Consider the following 16,931-nt stretch of genomic DNA (forward strand, 5'->3'; position numbering starts at 1 on the left):
GATTTTTGAAATGCTCAAATGACAAGTACCGGATGAGGTAGGTAGGGTGCTTCCAACTGTATGATTTCTTCTTGGGTTAAATGGAATGTCAATGCTGCAACTGCATCGTCAAGATGATCGAGTTTGGTTGCCCCAATGATTGGAGCAGTAACGGTTGATTTTTGCATCACCCAGGCGAGAGCGATCTGAGCCGGAGGAACATTCCGTTCGGTAGCAATTTCACAAACTGTTTCCACCACTTTTCGATCAGACTGCTCCACAGCGGTTGTTAGTGGATGAAACAGAAAATCGTTCCTTGAGCGTTTGCTTTCTTCGTCCCAATTACGAGTCAGCCGTCCTCTAGCAAGTGGACTCCAAGGTATAACAGCTACTCCATCTTCTTCACACAGAGGCAGCATTTCACGTTCTTCTTCCCGATATAGCAAGTTTATATAATTTTGCATGGATACAAATCGTGTCCAGCCATTCATTTCAGCAACATGGTTCGCTTTTTGAAACTGCCAAGCATACATAGAGGAAGCTCCTATATATCTAGCTTTTCCAGTTTTGACCACATCATGCAAAGCTTCCATGGTTTCCTCTATCGGAGTGGAATCATCCCATCGATGTATCTGATAAAGATCAATGTAGTCTGTACCTAGCCTTTTTAAACTCTTATCGATTTCACTCATTATCGCCTTACGGGATAACCCGCGCCCATTGGGGCCAGAATGTACAGGATTACAAACTTTGGTTGCGATGACGACTTCATCTCTCTTCGCGAAGTCTTTAAGTGCTCTTCCTACAATTTCCTCGCTTGTCCCATCCGAATAGACGTTGGCTGTGTCAAAGAAATTAATGCCTAAATCAAGCGCTTTTTTTATAAAAGTGCGACTCTCTGTTTCTCCTATTACCCATTGATGTTTACCACGTCCAGGAATTCCATAACTCATGCATCCCAGTGCAATAGGAGAAATATCTAAACCCGTTCGACCCAGCTTCACATAGTTCATCATGATCCTCTTTTCTATCTTGATTGAGATGGTGAACTTACCGATTATTTAAAACATACATTGTGTTGAATAGCCAACGGATATTCCCATTCATGTGATGATACTCTTTTCCGTTACAATTTGATGATTTTCCGTGAAAAGAATTGTTTATAAGGAAACACTAATCCCAATAGCGATATCACAATGAAAACAACTTGGTGTATATGATCATTTCCTGGTGGCAACCCACCTATCAAATGCAATATCCAGAAGATGGGGTAATACCAGAGGGTAAACCACGCCCATTTTTCTTTTTTGATGTACGATTTGAAAGTGATCATGATTCCGAAAAAACCCATTCCTGTCGTTGCAACACCAAGCGCTCGTAAAAATCCTCTATCATAGTCCCCTGCAATTTGTGGAAACAAGGAAACAAGGATCCCAAAGCCTAAAATCCCCACTCCGGTAATAAGAAGAAACATCCAACTGATTTTGAAAGTTATCGTTTGATCCTGAAATTTCGCCATATGCGTTCATCCTTTGCTCATTTAGTAAATTGACTATGCTCACTCGCAATGATTGAAACACATGTTTACTCTGAAAATTATTTTATATGAATATCATTCCTTTTCATATTCAGGTCATGATAATAAATCAGTGATAAATCCCATAATCAGAACTACCGATTATTCCGAACTGTGGAATTGGGTCATTTCGCTTATACATCTATCAAGTACCACCTCAAAAAGCATTGGTCATATATTAACTTCTGCTAGCCCTTTGAAAACGGGTAAGCAAATGTAATCTTTGGATATACCACATAATTACTGCCCATATTTTGAATACTTGAATATATCTTTTAGTATAATCATAGTAATATCAGGAAGAAGATTTAACAAAATATCGTCTAGACCCCCATAAAAAAACACCAGCAAACCTCACATTACGACCCCGTATTACAGACATGGATTTAATCAAACATGGTGGAGAAAAGAATTGCCTCAAGCGCTACCCGCCATCAGTAAGAAGAAATTTTGTATCATCTAAAAGAAGAGACCTTGCACAACAGTCTACCTTCATACAACCAAAAACAACTCTTAACTTTGAAAGATAATCTCACAAACAATCTAATCATCATCTGTATTTGAAAACTCATGTCAATAATTGGAAACGACAACAAAAAAGCTGCCATCTTAGGCAACTTTGTGTTGGTGGAATAAGGGTGCTGGGATTAGGGTTTGAAAATACATTGGCTTCTGAACTATATTATCTAATAGATAACATGATTCTATAGTAATCCTGCCTCTTAGTTTATTCAATCATCCTCTCACTTGGAAAATGCTCTGTCCATATAGTGTAAGTTTATCTTTCAAATCTGTTTTAGCTAATGGTAGATCACCAAAGTGTAGATAATTGATTTAGAGATCCATATTTGATAAATAATTTTAAATATCTCCCCAATAATATACATCCTCTACTTATTGATGATGAAACACAACAAAACACCATTTTATTTGCAATTAAATCTAGATTCGTTCTCTGTAACTCAGTAAACACCTCCCAAAGGATTTTAAGTCCTGCGGAGTAAGGAAGTTGGGGCAAATAAAAATAACTAAACCACAATATTTCTGAAGTTCACAAAATTATAGGAATCTGATAGCAACATGAGAAAACACATTATGTTTGCATTTTTATTTGATTGTACAAAAATAGAGCTGGATCGTGAGTCTAGCTCTTAGTTCTCAAATTGTAAATTAGGTTTCGTATACTGGAAGTTAACTCTAAATCTATTGAATGTTAATAATAGATACTCCATCAACTATAAAACGAAAAAACTAAACAAATCAAACAAACTTGATCACATTTAGGTTCCAAACGAATGTATCACATTTACCTACTACTCGAGTTAGGGGAACAAGAGAAATATGGGGAAAGTTCAAAGAATAATCCACAATAAATCGGGCGTTAATGTACTTGAAATTAACGAGGGCAAACCTTAAACGATACTTTACATTTGCATTTTTGTTTGCACATAAAAAAAGAGAGTTGGTTTTGTGATCCAACTCTCTTCTCTTTTAAAAAATTAGTATGATGTCTTCTGATCTTCGCTCCTTTGCTTGTTATTTAGTAAGAACTCTCCAAACGGATAAAAATACCATAAGCTGTAATCTCTTTTACACGTTATTATTTTTCTATACGCGAATGATAAAAAAACTATACAAATTAGCTCTCACATATTCAATTAAAAGCAAACTGTAGAAGATACCTATAGTAATAAATAGATAACTGTCATCCTACCTGGTACCCCCCTGGATAAGTACGTTCATTTTCTTTTATATGAACCAACATTGATTTAATAAAAGATAAAAATCCTAATCATCATCTTCTTCATCTTGTTCTACACCAATGTTCATTGAAGCGTTAATGAGCCCCTCATCATTTGCTAAATTGATCATACTGTTATTAAAAGTAATATAATTATTTTGAGCCACATTTTCAGGTATCAAACTAACCAGATAGTTGTTTATTTCAAAATAAAGATTCCGAAAAACTTTGTCAAAAAACTCTCTCACTTTTTGATCTCTAACATCGTCAGAACCAAAAAACTTTGCCATTGTTTTTTTATTCGCCTTTATAGATAGATACATAAGCAGCTGATAACTAAACGTAATTTCTTCTTTCCTAGATCTTCTTGTGATCATATATTCGTTATATAAACCTGTACCATGAATTGCAGATGTCTCAATAGCTTCTTCGATATCATAATTTCGCTTATGTCGATAGATCTTATTTATCACTTTTTGCATTGTGGGCGATGAAGAAATAAACCGCGCAAAATCTTGAATGTCATTCTTCCAATGTTCCCATGAGGTTTTCTCGATTTTGCTTTTAATCTGCAGAAAATTTCTATGCAACTCTACAATATCCTCTTCTCTATTTTGCTTTACACGCTGAAATTTTAGTTGCGTTCTTTTTTGACAGCCATTTCGAAAAAATTCACATTCAGCACAGCGAAAAAATAAAGCAGGGAAGTACTTTTGTGAGGCTGGTCGAATTTTCTTTATGAGCACTTTTACTTCTGTCACTACATTGTTTACAATTTGACGGGTTTTTTGATGTTCCCATCTCAACACCTTGGGTTTCGTATAGTTTTTGTAGTATACCTCGCCTATAATTTGATTGGTGAAAAAATTAATGTTTAACAAGCGCATATACAAAGCAAGAATAAACAGATCTTTCTTTTTAATAAGTGGAAGATAACTAGGCAACTGTTCATCTGAGCGATCTAATGTAATTACTAAACTGCCATTTCTCAACTTTACACCAGGAACTTCCCCAAAAATATTGAACTCTGGATCAACTAAATTCAACGTTGGATTAACTTTTTGTTCTTGTCTTAAAAACGAGGATACATGTATGTTTTTGCTAGAATTGAATACAGATATCCCTCTCTCTTTTATTTTAAACCATACTACTAATCCTCCTAATAACAACATGAGACCTAACAACATATAAAAGTAGGTTGGTGATATAAAATACATCACGACTAACAACAAGGATATAAACAAGAATCCTTGGCCAATGGATGATTGTTTATTTTTCCTCTTTTTTCTCCCCTTCTTTTTAACTACTTTGGGCTTCTGTTGTTTGCCTTGTTGATTCATTTCTCTACGTTTATTTAATCTTGCCTTGATCCCTGTAATATCTGGATACACGGCATGATGTTCGCGTCTCTTCCACCAATACTCAGGGCAAAAAAGGTAATCTGAGAATTCATTTATATTGATCCAATTATTATTCATGATCTCACCATTTACAATCTCGTGATCAATTGGAGGCCATCATTAAGCGCGCTCGCTGATGCAAGCGTTGTTGCTGCCAGCTGCATTTCAGGCATTGATTCTTTCAAAAAGTTGTGAAACCGTGTTAGACCTTTTTTATTTATTTTTTGATCTTTCACATCACTTATTACATGCTGAGTCTCCCGTAATATATCTTCTTTAGATTCATTATCGATTTGATCACTCTGTTCCAAATCTTTGATAAATTTTTCAAACAAGGACAGTAACTTTTTCATTTCCATAGAGTTTTGAGTGACATTCATATTTGCATTTACAGTTCCTTGATCATTCGCTGTGTTAATTTGTATATTATCTCCATGAAAATACTGATTTTGCTTGTCCTCCATACTATCAACCTCCTAATCTAAACTTCTCATAATTATATCATTAATCTCGGAATTTCCATTTAATACTTCATATCCAACGATTTTATTTTGTTGATGTAATGCATTCTGTTGTTTGATCAAAGTTTCACTTAAACTTTCTTCTTTGTCCATTAACCTCTTTCTTAAATAGGCTACCTAAAAATAGGACAATCCAAAATAGTCCAACAAAAATTCCTTTGGGCAAAGCCTTCATTCTTCTCAAAATGAAGATCCCACAATGTTTGATTGCAGGATCTTTTACTATTTCGAGAGAAATGAACAACGAGATACCTCCTCACTATAACTTTTTTGTTTATTTATTCCAATTGATTCATCTCAACTCATCATCTAAAGATACAACCACATCATCTAATGTCTTTTTCCACTGGCGTTTCATTTCTTGTCTGTATTTAAATGGCTTGACATCTGGATGTACTGCTTTATATTTTTCAGATTGCATGCTGTCCATGATTTTCCCAATATTTGGGATGGTCTCCGTACCAATCACATATTGAGTTGCAGATGAATGTAACTCATCTTCTGCCACAAACCAAGCATTCGCAAATTGATTAATTGCCTTGTTTCGTGCTTTTTCAAAGAAGTTCTGTTTCACTTTCAAAATATCTTCCTCAGCATCTAGTTTTTTGGTATCAATATCATTTAAAATTTCCCGATAAACTTCTTTCACAATATCTGACTTATTCAATTTTTGGAGAGCTTGTTCGATCTCGTCACGGATATTCTGATTATCGGCTGAATACGTTTTCAATAATCGGTCAATATAGGTGGAGTCGATATCGTAGACCTTTATCGTATTCTCTCCATAGAACTCAATCTCTGAGAAATCTGATCCTGATCCATCCTGACGTCCATCTTCATCGACTAGTGAACCCTTCACTGTGTTGTATACGCCAATATAATCTTCTAATTTTTTTACCTGTTCTGGAAGTACTTTGGACTGCTCCATTTCATCGTTGTAATCATCATACGTAACCAAAGCTTCGTAGGCATTATTTAGCTCTTGAAATGCTTTCACAAATTCAATCCGGACTCCAAGCGGCGAATGCTCGTTCAGATCGGTTCCATTTGAGAGTAATGTAGTCAGGGCTTTGTGCGCCTTTTCAAAGCGATTCTTTGATGCATCATAAGTTGGATAAACCAGATTTGATTCCTCTGATTTGTTCGAATATAATTTTATAGCATTCTCTACTTTTTGCTCCATTGTTGCAGGTTTTCTAAATGTCACGATCAAGCCCTTCTTCTTTCCTGGATCGGTACGATTGGTTCGAGAAAAGGCTTGAATCAAATTGGCATAACTTAACTCGCGATCCACAAACAATGTCTGGATCGTTGGTGCATCAAAACCAGTCAATAACCGTTCAACAACAATAACTAAGTCAATCTGTTTCCCAAATTCCTTAAATTCTGCTTTCTTACGCGCTAAACGATTGTTAATATCGCCATTATATCGTTTTATATCTTCGAACGACCAAGCAGTACCATAGTAATCATTATAATCCTTGATTATTTCCTTCATTTCATCTTGAATCTGTTTGGAATTCTCTTTGTTCTCTTCAATCGAAAAGGTAATCGCAATTCGTGGGAAATCTGGATCTTCAATGGTACGTCCTGTTCGAATCGGATGTCCAGCAAACTTTTTTGTTAACCAATCTGGGTCTTTGGTCATTTCCTTGATGGCATAATAGTAGCGTTTTGCCATCTCAATCGAACTTGTTGTGAAAATCGCAGACTTTTGCGGTCGACCCTGTTGGAAGTCAAATTTGGTATAGGCGTTATCAGGGCGAAACATTTTATGAATCACTTTTTGGATATGCTCATCACTTTCAAAAAAAGATGATTGAAGATACTTTTCCTTTTTTACTCCATCCATTTGATCAATTAGATGATTTATTTCCTCATCACTCAAATGAGCATATTTTTCCTTTTTACACAGTTGATTAAAAATAATATTGTCTAATGAGGTGGGTTCAATCGTATCTTCATGCTCTACTTGAAATCCTAAAACCGCACCATCATCTAACGCATTCTTAATTGTATAGGTGTGCAAAACTTCACCATATTGATCATGAGTCGTGCGAGCGAGTTTTCCTTTTGCTTGTTTCTTATTTTCCTCAAATATTGGTGTCCCCGTAAAACCAAACCAAGTAGAATTCGGAAAGAATTTCTTGATCGCTTGCATCCCTTCTGCACTTAACGCACGATGGCATTCGTCTACAATAAAAACGATATGTTGCCCCATTAGTTTTTGGAAGCGTTGTGAGCCCTTTTCTTCCTCCTGTTTCTGAGCACGGCGCAAGGCCTTTTCTAACTTTTGACGAGTGGTAATAATCACTGTATTGGAACTTGCATCAGAGAGTAGCGTATCACTCAACTCCTTTGCATTTCCGGTTCCGACAATCAGGCTATTCCACTTGGCCTTACCAGAAGAAATACCTGTATTAAACTCAGAGGCAAATTTGGTAAATTCAGTCGTTGTCTGATTATCCAAGTCGATACGGTCAACCAGCATAATCGTACGATCAACTCCCGATTTGCGAGCTAACAACTTCGTAGCAACAAAACTTGTCAAAGTCTTTCCTGAACCCGTTGCATGCCAAACATACCCAGATTCATGTTTCATAGCGGACCTAAACAAAGCTTCGATTGCATGAATCTGATATGGTTTTAACACCATTAACACCTTGTAATCTTGGTCTTCACTTACAATCGTGTAATTGGCAATCAAACGATGCGCATCAGGAATATTTAAGACATGTTCGGCAAATTCGTAGAGATTTTCTACTTTCCGATTCTCTTTGGTTCGCCAGCTAAAGACACCCTTTTTATGCATCTCTTTTGCTGACGAATTGGCAAAATAACGCGTCGTTTGTTCATTGGAAATGACAAACAACTGAAGCGTCGAAAAGATGTTATTGCGAAACATCCTTTCTTCTGTGTATTTTTTAATTTGATGGAAAGCTTGGAATACGCCGTCTTTAGCAGTTACCTGTTTTAACTCAATTTGCACAATCGGCAACCCGTTGATCAGAAGTGTCACATCAAATCGACGATCGCGACCGTCAACATCTACTTTTTGCTTTGCAATCTGATGAACCACTTCATATGTAGAAATCCCTCCACCAATATCTTGATTAGAGTACACTACCAACGACATCGAACCCAGAGACGCATCCTCACGCTCAATCGTAATCCGACAGACACCATTCTCCCCTTTTAGCCATTTTGCTGCTTCAAATGGAGTCTTTGTGTTAGATAGTAATTCCGTTTTTATCTTGTCAAACTCTTTATCCGTAATCGGACACTCTCCGATCTCTGCTAAGTTATTTTGCGTAATCTTTTGCCGAAGGTTCCTCCAAAGATCCGCTTCTGATTTTAAATCAGGGCGATAATTCCACTGATTACGCCCTTCCCCTAACACTTTAATTAAGCGACGTTCTACTTCCGCTTCATCATGATGTCGTATCTTTGTTGTCATATTCTCCCTCACTTTAATTCAATTAGACAAACATTTTTTGTAGAAACGCTTTTTTCGTTTCTTTTAAGGCATCTAACTCGCGTTGATGAAGATTGATTAAGTCATCGAGTTGTTTAAAGAAGTTGCCGATTTTGATTTGTTCTTCTTCTCTTGGTGCTAAGAATTTATACTTATTTAATTCATCACGATTGATTTTAGGCATACCAGTGCGCCTTGAAACCGATACGGAATATTTATAAAAATCCCTTGTTTGTAAACTCGTGTATAAGAAACCTTGCTCTATCCCATTCTTACTGTTAAGCACATAAGTATCTGCACTTGCAAGACCTTCGAATGGTGCAACGGCATATTTAGCGAGCTGAGGATTGATCTTTCCATAGATAATATCCCCTTTATCAAAATAGAATTTTCCACTAATCAGATTATCATCCTTTACTTTTTGAACATTATCTAAAATACGTCCCGAAAATGATTCGATATTCCCTGGACCAACATGGTAGATTTCGTCATATTCCCTAGTTTTAGGATCAACCATATTTGTTGACATTTCAACAACATTTATCCAACTGTGTTCCTCCCACTCCTCACTATATCCTGAGAAACGAACTTCTGGGATGGACTTCCCTTCTTTTGGAAACATTTTTTGTAAGAATCCTTGTTTGGTTTGTTTGAGGGTGGTGAGTTCTTGCTGATGAAAAGCGATCATGTCGTCGAGTTTCTTGAAAAGGTTACCTATTTGTGCTTGTTCATCATAAGAAGGAACTCGAAATTTAAGGGTTGAAAAATCACTAAAGCTAATACTTCTTCCATCACGGATACCATAGGTAACTGTTTCTAATCTTTTAATAAATGTATAACTAGCTAAAACATATCTCCAAAATAATGAATAATACTTTTCTTTATTTTTAAAATCCAACACTGTATATGCAGGAGAAGTTATACCTTCGATATTAGAAAATGCAAAACCACCTTGAAAAGAGCGCAGATGGATTACAAATTGCCCAGGAAGTACCCTCTTGTAATTTTTTGTAGACTTTTCATCATATTTAATATCAATTCCTATTTCATCCCTATAAACCATTCCTTTTTCTTGAGAAGCAGAAAGAACTGGAAGATTCGAATGATTTTTATCTGAAACAGAGTAAAATATCTTATCGGCATTAAGCTCCTCCCATTCCCCACTAAATCCAGCAAATCGAACTTCTGGTACCAATTTATTTCCCATGTCTAAACACCTCTAATGCGCCTTTGATCCAATCAGCATTTTCTTCATCATATTGAAGCGAAGAAATCATCTCATAAAGACTCGATTCTAATTCTGCTTTTTCTTTGCGAATCTTTTTAATCGATGCACCAATCGCAGCCATATCAACAGGTGGTTCTTCTTCAAAGGTATCTACGTATCGAGGAATATTTAAGTTAAACTCGTTCTCTTTGATTTCATCAAAGGTAGCGAGGTGGGCATATTTCTCTACATCTTCACGTTGTTTATACGTCTCAACAATTTTATCAATGTTTTCTTTGGAAAGTTTATTTTGGTTTTTTCCTTTAATAAACTCTTTACTTGCATCAATAAATAAAACGTCACGCGTGGTACGATTTTTCTTTAAGATAATCACAGTAGTAGGGATGGAGGTTCCATAGAACAAGTTTGCAGGCATACCTATTACGGCGTAAATACTACCATCTTCTAGTAGTTTCTTGCGAATCACGCCTTCTGCCGCTCCACGAAATAATACTCCATGCGGTAAAACTATTGCCATCGCGCCCGTCTCTTTCAAATGATAGAATCCATGTAATAGAAAAGCAAAGTCTGCTTTTGATTTAGGTGCTAACTTGCCATAACGATTGAAACGAGAATCATCTTCGAATGATTTATCTGAAGACCATTTTGCCGAGTAGGGTGGATTCATTAAGACCGAATCAAAGGTATACGGTTCATCAGTTGGCCAATCTTTGTTCAATGTATCCGCATTGCGTAGACGCATATCTTCTTTATCCACTCCATGCAAGATTAAGTTCATCTTTGCTAGATTATAGGTAGTTGTATTAAGCTCCTGACCATGATATTTGACGCTCTCTGGATGGTTAAGATAGTTCCGAACATTCAACATCAAGGAGCCTGAGCCCATCGTCGGATCATAAACACTAAACATTTTTTTGTTCTTTTGACCCAACGCAACAATCTGAGCCATCATATCAGATACTTCATGAGGTGTATAAAATTCTCCAGCCTTCTTCCCTGCTTCTGAGGCAAATTGACCAATCAAAAATTCATAGGCATCGCCAATCACATCGCCATTATGTCCCATTACATCGACATCATTTAATTTCTTGAGTACTTCTGTAATGGTAATGTTTCGTTGTTGATCATCGGAACCCAATTTTTTTGACTGCAAATCGACATCATCAAACAATCCATTAAATTGTTCATATTCCGTTGACAAATCAATAAAAGCTTTGTGCAGATCATTCAACTGAAAGATGTTTTGTTTTGCTTGATCGGTTAACACGTTGAATAAATAATCAGGTTCAATATGATAGCCCAATGTATCTTTTAACGTATCCATTAGGTCATCTCTGTGCTCTTTATCTGCTAATATATTTCTATACAATTGCGTTTGTATTGCTTGGGAGTCGTATTTGTCTATCGATTCATCTGCTACTTCAACCACTTTTTCTAATAGCTTATCGGATAAGTACTTGTAAAAGATCAATCCTAATAAATAGTTTTTGTATTCTGATGCATCCATTTTGCTTCGTAAGTTATCGGCAGCACTAAATAATCTTTTGTTTAAGTCAGCCATATTGTGTTCCTCACTTCTCTATGATCGATCCAAATTCTTCAATACTTCTAACCAGAGCAACTCTTCAAGCTCTGCCTGCTTCCTTGCCAATGCTTGACGCTTTCTAAAAAGAAAATAGGCTTTTCCAATCGCCTTTTGCTTCTCGGTGCTGGGTAACTTGATTTCCAATTCTTTTAAGATCGCTGGAGTTAATTTAGGCACAATACTTCCTTGCATGGAAATTGCCATTTGCTTTTTCATTGAAGATGATTCATTTAACAGATAACATAAATAGCGATGATCCAAATGATCATGTTCAATCATGAGTTTCGCAAAATTTTGGTTGATGATCTTCCCTTGGTTTATATCACTTACTATCCCAGCCTTGGAACTAACAAAGCTGAAAACAACATCACCAGCACAGCTCAAATATTCATCTCTATGATTTCGACTAATTGAACTCACTTGTGAGTCTAGATATAAGCCATTTAAGTCATTCATTAAATCCTCGTATGAATAAGAAACGAAAGTTAGATCATTTTTCTTAGTTCTCCTAGAAAGATTCCTGCCTATTTTCACTGTTACAATCTCTTCTAGTTTCATATCCCGCCCTCTTCGAAAAAGTAATTCTTTAAAATTACTATATTCGGATTACTACTATATCATATCATTCAGAAAATAATCAATCAACCTTTCATTTAAGCTACGAAGATGCACATAATATGCCACGATCACCTGTTCATAAGTTGCAACTTAACATTCAACACATCTAAATATCTTGTTATTATCAGCTTCAAAAGCTACAATAATTAAAACATGCATTTAGAACTGTAACAAGAATCACCAAAAAAAGTATACAACGGTTGCAGCCGTCATATACTCAGGAAAACTACTTAATCAAAGAAACTATCTGGTTTATCAAGTCCAAGGACAAAATCAGAAGAGGAAGAATCGCAATTGCAGTTGCGGTTCTTTTTTTATTTTGTTTTCGGCGAGCCATGATGAAATCACCTCCTCACATATAGTCCTTGTTAATTCTGTATTGCTCTCGTATTTATCATGGGTTCATGGTAAATACAAATTGCCTATTATTTCAAAATCATACTTTTAATGTTTCTCTTGCGATTTCATCTCACATCCTTTCTACAACTCTTTATAAGTATTTAGGGAAATTAATAACTATTTATAATTAATCTACAAATAAATACCCAATTTAAATTTATTTGGATTAAAAAATCTAAACGTTAAGTTATTATTAATTTTTCTAGACGTTTCGATTGCAGAGGACCTTGGCAAATAATTCGGATATTAGAAATAAAATCTGAATTTGATGTACACTAAGCTGAAAACAACTTCCCAGCACAGCTTCATAATTTCAATTTTGACTAATAGAAGTCATTTGAGACTAGATATGAGTTATCTAAGTAATCCTGGTACAAACAAGTAACAACGGTTAAATCGATTTTCTTGTTTTTCTCGAAGGATTTCTACCTATTTTCACTGTTACTATCTCTTCCAGTTTCATATCCCGACCTCTTCAAAAAAGTAATTCTTTGAAATTACTCAATCTGAATTACCACTACATCATATCATCCTGGGAATATTCAGTCAACAATTTTATGTAATTCTCGAGAATTACTTGCAATGACGATTAGTAAATGGAAAATAGAGTAGGTTTGTATGCTTAAATAAAAAAGATACCAAATCGTATCCCATCCACGTTTCTCTCCATGTTTAAGTTTATTCTAATTGGAAGTTTTTCATTTTTATCTCCTTGACTGTCAATGCATAAATTTATTCTATTTTATAAGTCGTAAAATAATTAAAATACAATTGATCATTTGTCATGAATGTAAACTCTTCTTCTCTTCCTTCGTAAAGATTGCTCGCACAACTCTAGAAAGAGGTTAAAAATAAAAATGAGCTCAAATTATACCAAATACATGATGATGATATGGAAGAGTATGTATCACTAGAAATAGAAATTCAACACTATTGGCACTACATAAATTGTATTGAAAAAACACTTCCCAAACATATCACCGATCTAAAGAACACAGCTTTAACAATGGAAGACATCATTAAACTAAAATTTGAGGCAAACATTATCGAGGAAGATATTCAGTTCATTAACGACTCTAGCCTTCCTGATCGTTTTCGATTGGTTCTAAAGGGGTTATTGGAAACAAGCCAAATCTTGAATGAACTAAAAAGATACAAAAACAAGCTAGATTATTGGAAAGAAATTCTAACAAACAAGCAACAAATCAAACAGAGAATCTGGACACCTACGATTGAAATTTTATTATACACAGTGGCTTATCTACAAATCGCCCCTACCTTGTATAAATTTTTTATCGATCCGACAATCCAATCTATTGGTGCTTTTGTTGGTGTAATTGTTCTTTTTGCACTTGGTGCGCTTCTGATTTATCTGAAGAACTACAATAGTAAGTAGTTTTGTCTTTCATAATACTTCTTTGAACAGATGCTTTCTGATAAACACAAAAAAGCGGCTGCTAAACCAGCAACCACCCTCTCGACTACATGGATGTCCGCTCAGATACTATCCATGTAGGCTTATTGTCTCTATTTAGAAACAGCAATGGGGAATTCAATTCTTCCATTGTCTTTTTTCTCCAAAGTTCTTTCTTTCCGACTACATAGAGCTAAAGTACTCACATGAAGCAATGTCATTGTTCAATGACTACAAACGATAAATACCGTCTCTTCATGATTCTCTCCACTTAAAGGCATCGTTTTGATCATTCATCAATACACAAAGTCCGAAACAGCCTATAAACTGCTTTCATGTGTTGATTTTTAATGAACAAATTACCATCATAAATGAGGACAAATGCTTGATCCTGTGCATCATAGGTTACTTGGATTTGTTCACCATGATTTCCCAAAGCGATCAGAGCGTCTTTCGTACCTTTTTGTAATTCATAGAAACGGTGTTTCCATTCAATATCTACAGTAGGGGACATCGGTTTCACAATGGTGGATAGGTAAGCGCGTCGTTGTTGTTGTTCGATCAAGTTGATCATTTGATCGGCGAGTTGAATTTCGTGATTAGCAATCACGGTTTGAGCGTCGGATTGGTTTAGTGATTTTTCCATCACTTGACGATATAGTTTCGATGCGATGATCAAAAATCGTAGTTGCTCTTCATTTAGCCGCAAAATGATCTCCTCCCCCTAAAGTAACATTGGATCAGGTTGATGAGGATTAACGCCCATCACTTGGATCAGAATTTGGTTAATCAATCGAATCTCATTTCGAATCATCTCTTGATGTAAAGTACTCTTACCATGCTGTTTTTCTTCCAATGATGGCTTTTTTGCATGTAGACTTTGAAACAACAGACGTTCTTGATCACCATTTAGAAATAAAGTGATTTTCGTCATTGTAATCTCCTTTACATACCCCCGCTTCAGTTGAATAGAGCCAGAGATGTTGAGGGAATACTATGAAAATATGAATAAATTGATTACAATATAGTCAATTAACTTTTTCTAAAAGAGTGCTGATGTTGTGAGCCAATTCAACATCTTGTCAGTGCTTTTAGTGATTTCTCCATCTTTTGTTCCACTACTTCGTTTTTTCAAAATTGCCATTCTTCGTATAAACTATTATAGATCAATAGGATAAGCACATGTCCCATTTTCTGCATTTAATCGACCCGTTAAATAAATAGTCGTACCAAGGTTCAATTAATAGAATTTACTTTTGAAAAACTATACTTAAAGGTCTTTCAGGCATACAAAAAGCCTTTTTTGGATATATCTAAATATCCATTTTTCATTTCTGATCTGCTTATTTACTGTACATCTTTAAACTAATTTCAATTGCTAGAATGATACAAATAGTCTATGATAAATGGTAAATACTTCATAATAAAGGAGGTCTTCATGAAAATAAATGAGAACTTGCTTGAAGAGTATTCAGGAATAATAAGCTATCTGATCCGTAGTGAGCGTCACAAACAGGGCTTAAAAGCGAAATGCTTAGCAGATCAAACGGTATCTGAAGCTACGCTATCCAATATTGTCAATCGAACAGCTACAGTTAGGGAAGATAAAATCTATCATGTGCTAGAGAAATTGGGGATACGTAAAGAAGATATTCCAAAACGTATTCAAGCTGAGCATACAGAACAGGAAACGATTAGATATTATCTTAAACTATCTGAAGCTTTGATCAACAGCCAACAATTAGAAGAGGCAAAAAAGGACATTGACTTCTACAAACAAAATCTATGTGAATACCACCCTCTTTACCCGTTCAATCAATTTCTTGAAGGCCTTTATTATCTAGGAAAAAAGGAGCACTGTTTAGCAGCAAAAATCTTCCTCAATGCTCTTGATACATGTGCTAAATACTACTTAAATCCAGTCGATAACTTTGCATCAACATGCTATAGCCATTTAAGTAAGTGTAAATACCAAGAAAACGATTTGGAAGTAGCTTTACATTATCTTGAAAAGGGATTGTCAGTTCTTGATGAGTCGAAAGAAAATCACAAAATCAAATGGTTTTTACTAGGGAATAAGGTTATTTGCATGGAGAAACTAGGACATTTCAATCAGGCACTACAATTGGTTCAAGAAATCTGGCGATATATCGATGAGGTTGAATTTCTCCAAGTAAAACTCAATCTATATAAATCCAAAGCCAATTTATTGATAAAGAATCATCAACTAGATGATGCCCTACAATGTGCAAGCCATGGATTTCAGATTGCCTACAATAGCCCAAAGAGCCGTTATATTTTTGATTTCTTAATGATTTTAGGATCTATTCATTTACTTCAAAAAGATTGTATCAGCGCTGAGAAAAGTTTCAAAACGGCTACTTTAATTGATGACACAATGAAATTCCCTCGAAGACATATTGATGCCTATTCATTCCTGGCAATCTTATATATTTATCAGCAAGAGTGGGGAAAAGCAAAAGAGGTTCTAGATCATGCAGTCACAATTGGTAGGGAAGTTCAAGATATCCATCGATTAACTCGTGCATTAATCGTTAATGGCAACTATTTTTTCTTTCAAAACCAACTTGAAGAGGCGATTCCTTATTATGAAGAAGCTGTAATGTTAGCCAAAGAAAACGCGTTTTATCACAGACAATATCATGCCCTATTTAAACTAACTGATTGCAACGCTGCACTCGGAAATGATAAACTATTCACTAAATTCAGCAAAGAACTTTTCTATCTTCAAAAGAAAATTGAGCTAAATAGAGAGGAGGATATCTATGAACTCCACTAGTCTTTTTGTAGGCCCAAACGACGATGAAGATTTAGCCTGTATTGTAGATCCTAATAGTGATGAAGTCTTAACTAATAGACCCTTACCTTTGATATAAGATTAAATCCGTTCACGTCCTATATGGCGAGATCGGCTTTTTTTCTCTGTAAAAAAATCTGACGCAATATTCGACCATCTTTCTTGACTCGAACATCT

At 35.5% G+C, this 16,931-nt stretch carries 13 protein-coding genes; 2 read left to right on the forward strand and 11 right to left on the reverse strand.

Going from position 1 to position 16,931, the window contains the following annotated elements; translation table 11 throughout:
• Nucleotides 1-14: 14 nt before the first annotated feature.
• The 9 genes from BUB71_RS11210 to BUB71_RS11245 all read right to left on the reverse strand — a co-directional run bounded on the left by BUB71_RS11210 (nucleotide 15) and on the right by BUB71_RS11245 (nucleotide 12,063).
• A complete protein-coding gene (locus tag BUB71_RS11210) occupies nucleotides 15-992 on the reverse strand; it encodes an aldo/keto reductase (protein ID WP_073154936.1) in 978 nt (325 codons plus the stop codon).
• A 113-nt stretch (nucleotides 993-1,105) separates the two neighbouring features.
• Nucleotides 1,106-1,498: a hypothetical protein gene (locus tag BUB71_RS11215; RefSeq protein ID WP_073154937.1), complete on the reverse strand. Its 393-nt coding sequence runs from the start codon at nucleotides 1,496-1,498 to the stop codon at nucleotides 1,106-1,108.
• A 1,845-nt stretch (nucleotides 1,499-3,343) separates the two neighbouring features.
• Complete coding sequence (locus tag BUB71_RS11220; protein WP_139279070.1) at nucleotides 3,344-4,468, reverse strand: hypothetical protein; 1,125 nt, start codon at nucleotides 4,466-4,468, stop codon at nucleotides 3,344-3,346.
• Between the two features lie 317 nt (nucleotides 4,469-4,785).
• Nucleotides 4,786-5,160, reverse strand: coding sequence for a hypothetical protein (locus BUB71_RS11225; protein ID WP_073154939.1), 375 nt, complete (start codon nucleotides 5,158-5,160; stop codon nucleotides 4,786-4,788).
• A 12-nt stretch (nucleotides 5,161-5,172) separates the two neighbouring features.
• The gene (locus BUB71_RS19590; protein WP_175552353.1) at nucleotides 5,173-5,310 is read right to left on the reverse strand and encodes a hypothetical protein; all 138 of its coding nucleotides are present in this window, start codon (nucleotides 5,308-5,310) and stop codon (nucleotides 5,173-5,175) included.
• A 199-nt stretch (nucleotides 5,311-5,509) separates the two neighbouring features.
• Nucleotides 5,510-8,674 carry a type I restriction endonuclease subunit R gene (locus tag BUB71_RS11230; protein WP_073154940.1) on the reverse strand — a complete coding sequence of 1,055 codons (3,165 nt, stop codon included), beginning with the start codon at nucleotides 8,672-8,674 and terminating at the stop codon, nucleotides 5,510-5,512.
• 22 nt (nucleotides 8,675-8,696) lie between these two features.
• A complete protein-coding gene (locus BUB71_RS19850) occupies nucleotides 8,697-9,887 on the reverse strand; it encodes a restriction endonuclease subunit S (protein ID WP_217653550.1) in 1,191 nt (396 codons plus the stop codon).
• 1 nt (nucleotide 9,888) lies between these two features.
• Entirely contained in the window at nucleotides 9,889-11,481 is a 1,593-nt protein-coding gene (locus BUB71_RS11240; RefSeq protein ID WP_073154942.1) for a type I restriction-modification system subunit M, read from the reverse strand.
• Nucleotides 11,482-11,499: 18 nt separating this feature from the next.
• Entirely contained in the window at nucleotides 11,500-12,063 is a 564-nt protein-coding gene (locus BUB71_RS11245; RefSeq protein WP_073154943.1) for a restriction endonuclease subunit S, read from the reverse strand.
• 1,351 nt (nucleotides 12,064-13,414) lie between these two features.
• Between BUB71_RS11245 and BUB71_RS11250 the strand changes: the two genes are divergently transcribed.
• Nucleotides 13,415-13,918: a hypothetical protein gene (locus tag BUB71_RS11250; protein ID WP_073154944.1), complete on the forward strand. Its 504-nt coding sequence runs from the start codon at nucleotides 13,415-13,417 to the stop codon at nucleotides 13,916-13,918.
• 307 nt (nucleotides 13,919-14,225) lie between these two features.
• On the opposite strand, the gene BUB71_RS11255 is transcribed toward BUB71_RS11250, so the two are convergent.
• Together BUB71_RS11255 and BUB71_RS11260 are read right to left on the reverse strand one after the other, a co-directional pair.
• Entirely contained in the window at nucleotides 14,226-14,645 is a 420-nt protein-coding gene (locus BUB71_RS11255; protein WP_073154945.1) for a hypothetical protein, read from the reverse strand.
• Between the two features lie 15 nt (nucleotides 14,646-14,660).
• Nucleotides 14,661-14,870 (reverse strand): hypothetical protein, encoded by a 210-nt coding sequence (locus tag BUB71_RS11260; RefSeq protein WP_073154946.1) that lies wholly within the window; start codon nucleotides 14,868-14,870, stop codon nucleotides 14,661-14,663.
• Nucleotides 14,871-15,374: 504 nt separating this feature from the next.
• Here BUB71_RS11260 and BUB71_RS11265 point away from each other — a divergent pair.
• Nucleotides 15,375-16,736: a tetratricopeptide repeat protein gene (locus BUB71_RS11265; protein WP_073154947.1), complete on the forward strand. Its 1,362-nt coding sequence runs from the start codon at nucleotides 15,375-15,377 to the stop codon at nucleotides 16,734-16,736.
• The last annotated feature ends 195 nt before the right edge of the window (nucleotides 16,737-16,931 follow it).

The sequence above is a fragment of the Seinonella peptonophila genome (assembly GCF_900129355.1).
Taxonomy (GTDB): Bacteria; Bacillota; Bacilli; order Thermoactinomycetales; family Thermoactinomycetaceae; genus Seinonella; species Seinonella peptonophila.

Bases quoted from the DNA above. Each gene is read 5' to 3' on its own strand.
- BUB71_RS11230 (WP_073154940.1), bottom strand. From the start codon at position 8,674: ATGACAACAAAGATACGACATCATGATGAAGCGGAAGTAGAACGTCGC.
- BUB71_RS11240 (WP_073154942.1), bottom strand. From the start codon at position 11,481: ATGGCTGACTTAAACAAAAGATTATTTAGTGCTGCCGATAACTTACGA.
- BUB71_RS11225 (WP_073154939.1), bottom strand. From the start codon at position 5,160: ATGGAGGACAAGCAAAATCAGTATTTTCATGGAGATAATATACAAATT.
- BUB71_RS11265 (WP_073154947.1), top strand. From the start codon at position 15,375: ATGAAAATAAATGAGAACTTGCTTGAAGAGTATTCAGGAATAATAAGC.
- BUB71_RS11220 (WP_139279070.1), bottom strand. From the start codon at position 4,468: ATGTTGTTATTAGGAGGATTAGTAGTATGGTTTAAAATAAAAGAGAGA.
- BUB71_RS11250 (WP_073154944.1), top strand. From the start codon at position 13,415: ATGGAAGAGTATGTATCACTAGAAATAGAAATTCAACACTATTGGCAC.
- BUB71_RS19590 (WP_175552353.1), bottom strand. From the start codon at position 5,310: ATGGACAAAGAAGAAAGTTTAAGTGAAACTTTGATCAAACAACAGAAT.
- BUB71_RS11245 (WP_073154943.1), bottom strand. From the start codon at position 12,063: ATGAAACTAGAAGAGATTGTAACAGTGAAAATAGGCAGGAATCTTTCT.
- BUB71_RS11210 (WP_073154936.1), bottom strand. From the start codon at position 992: ATGAACTATGTGAAGCTGGGTCGAACGGGTTTAGATATTTCTCCTATT.
- BUB71_RS11215 (WP_073154937.1), bottom strand. From the start codon at position 1,498: ATGGCGAAATTTCAGGATCAAACGATAACTTTCAAAATCAGTTGGATG.
- BUB71_RS11260 (WP_073154946.1), bottom strand. From the start codon at position 14,870: ATGACGAAAATCACTTTATTTCTAAATGGTGATCAAGAACGTCTGTTG.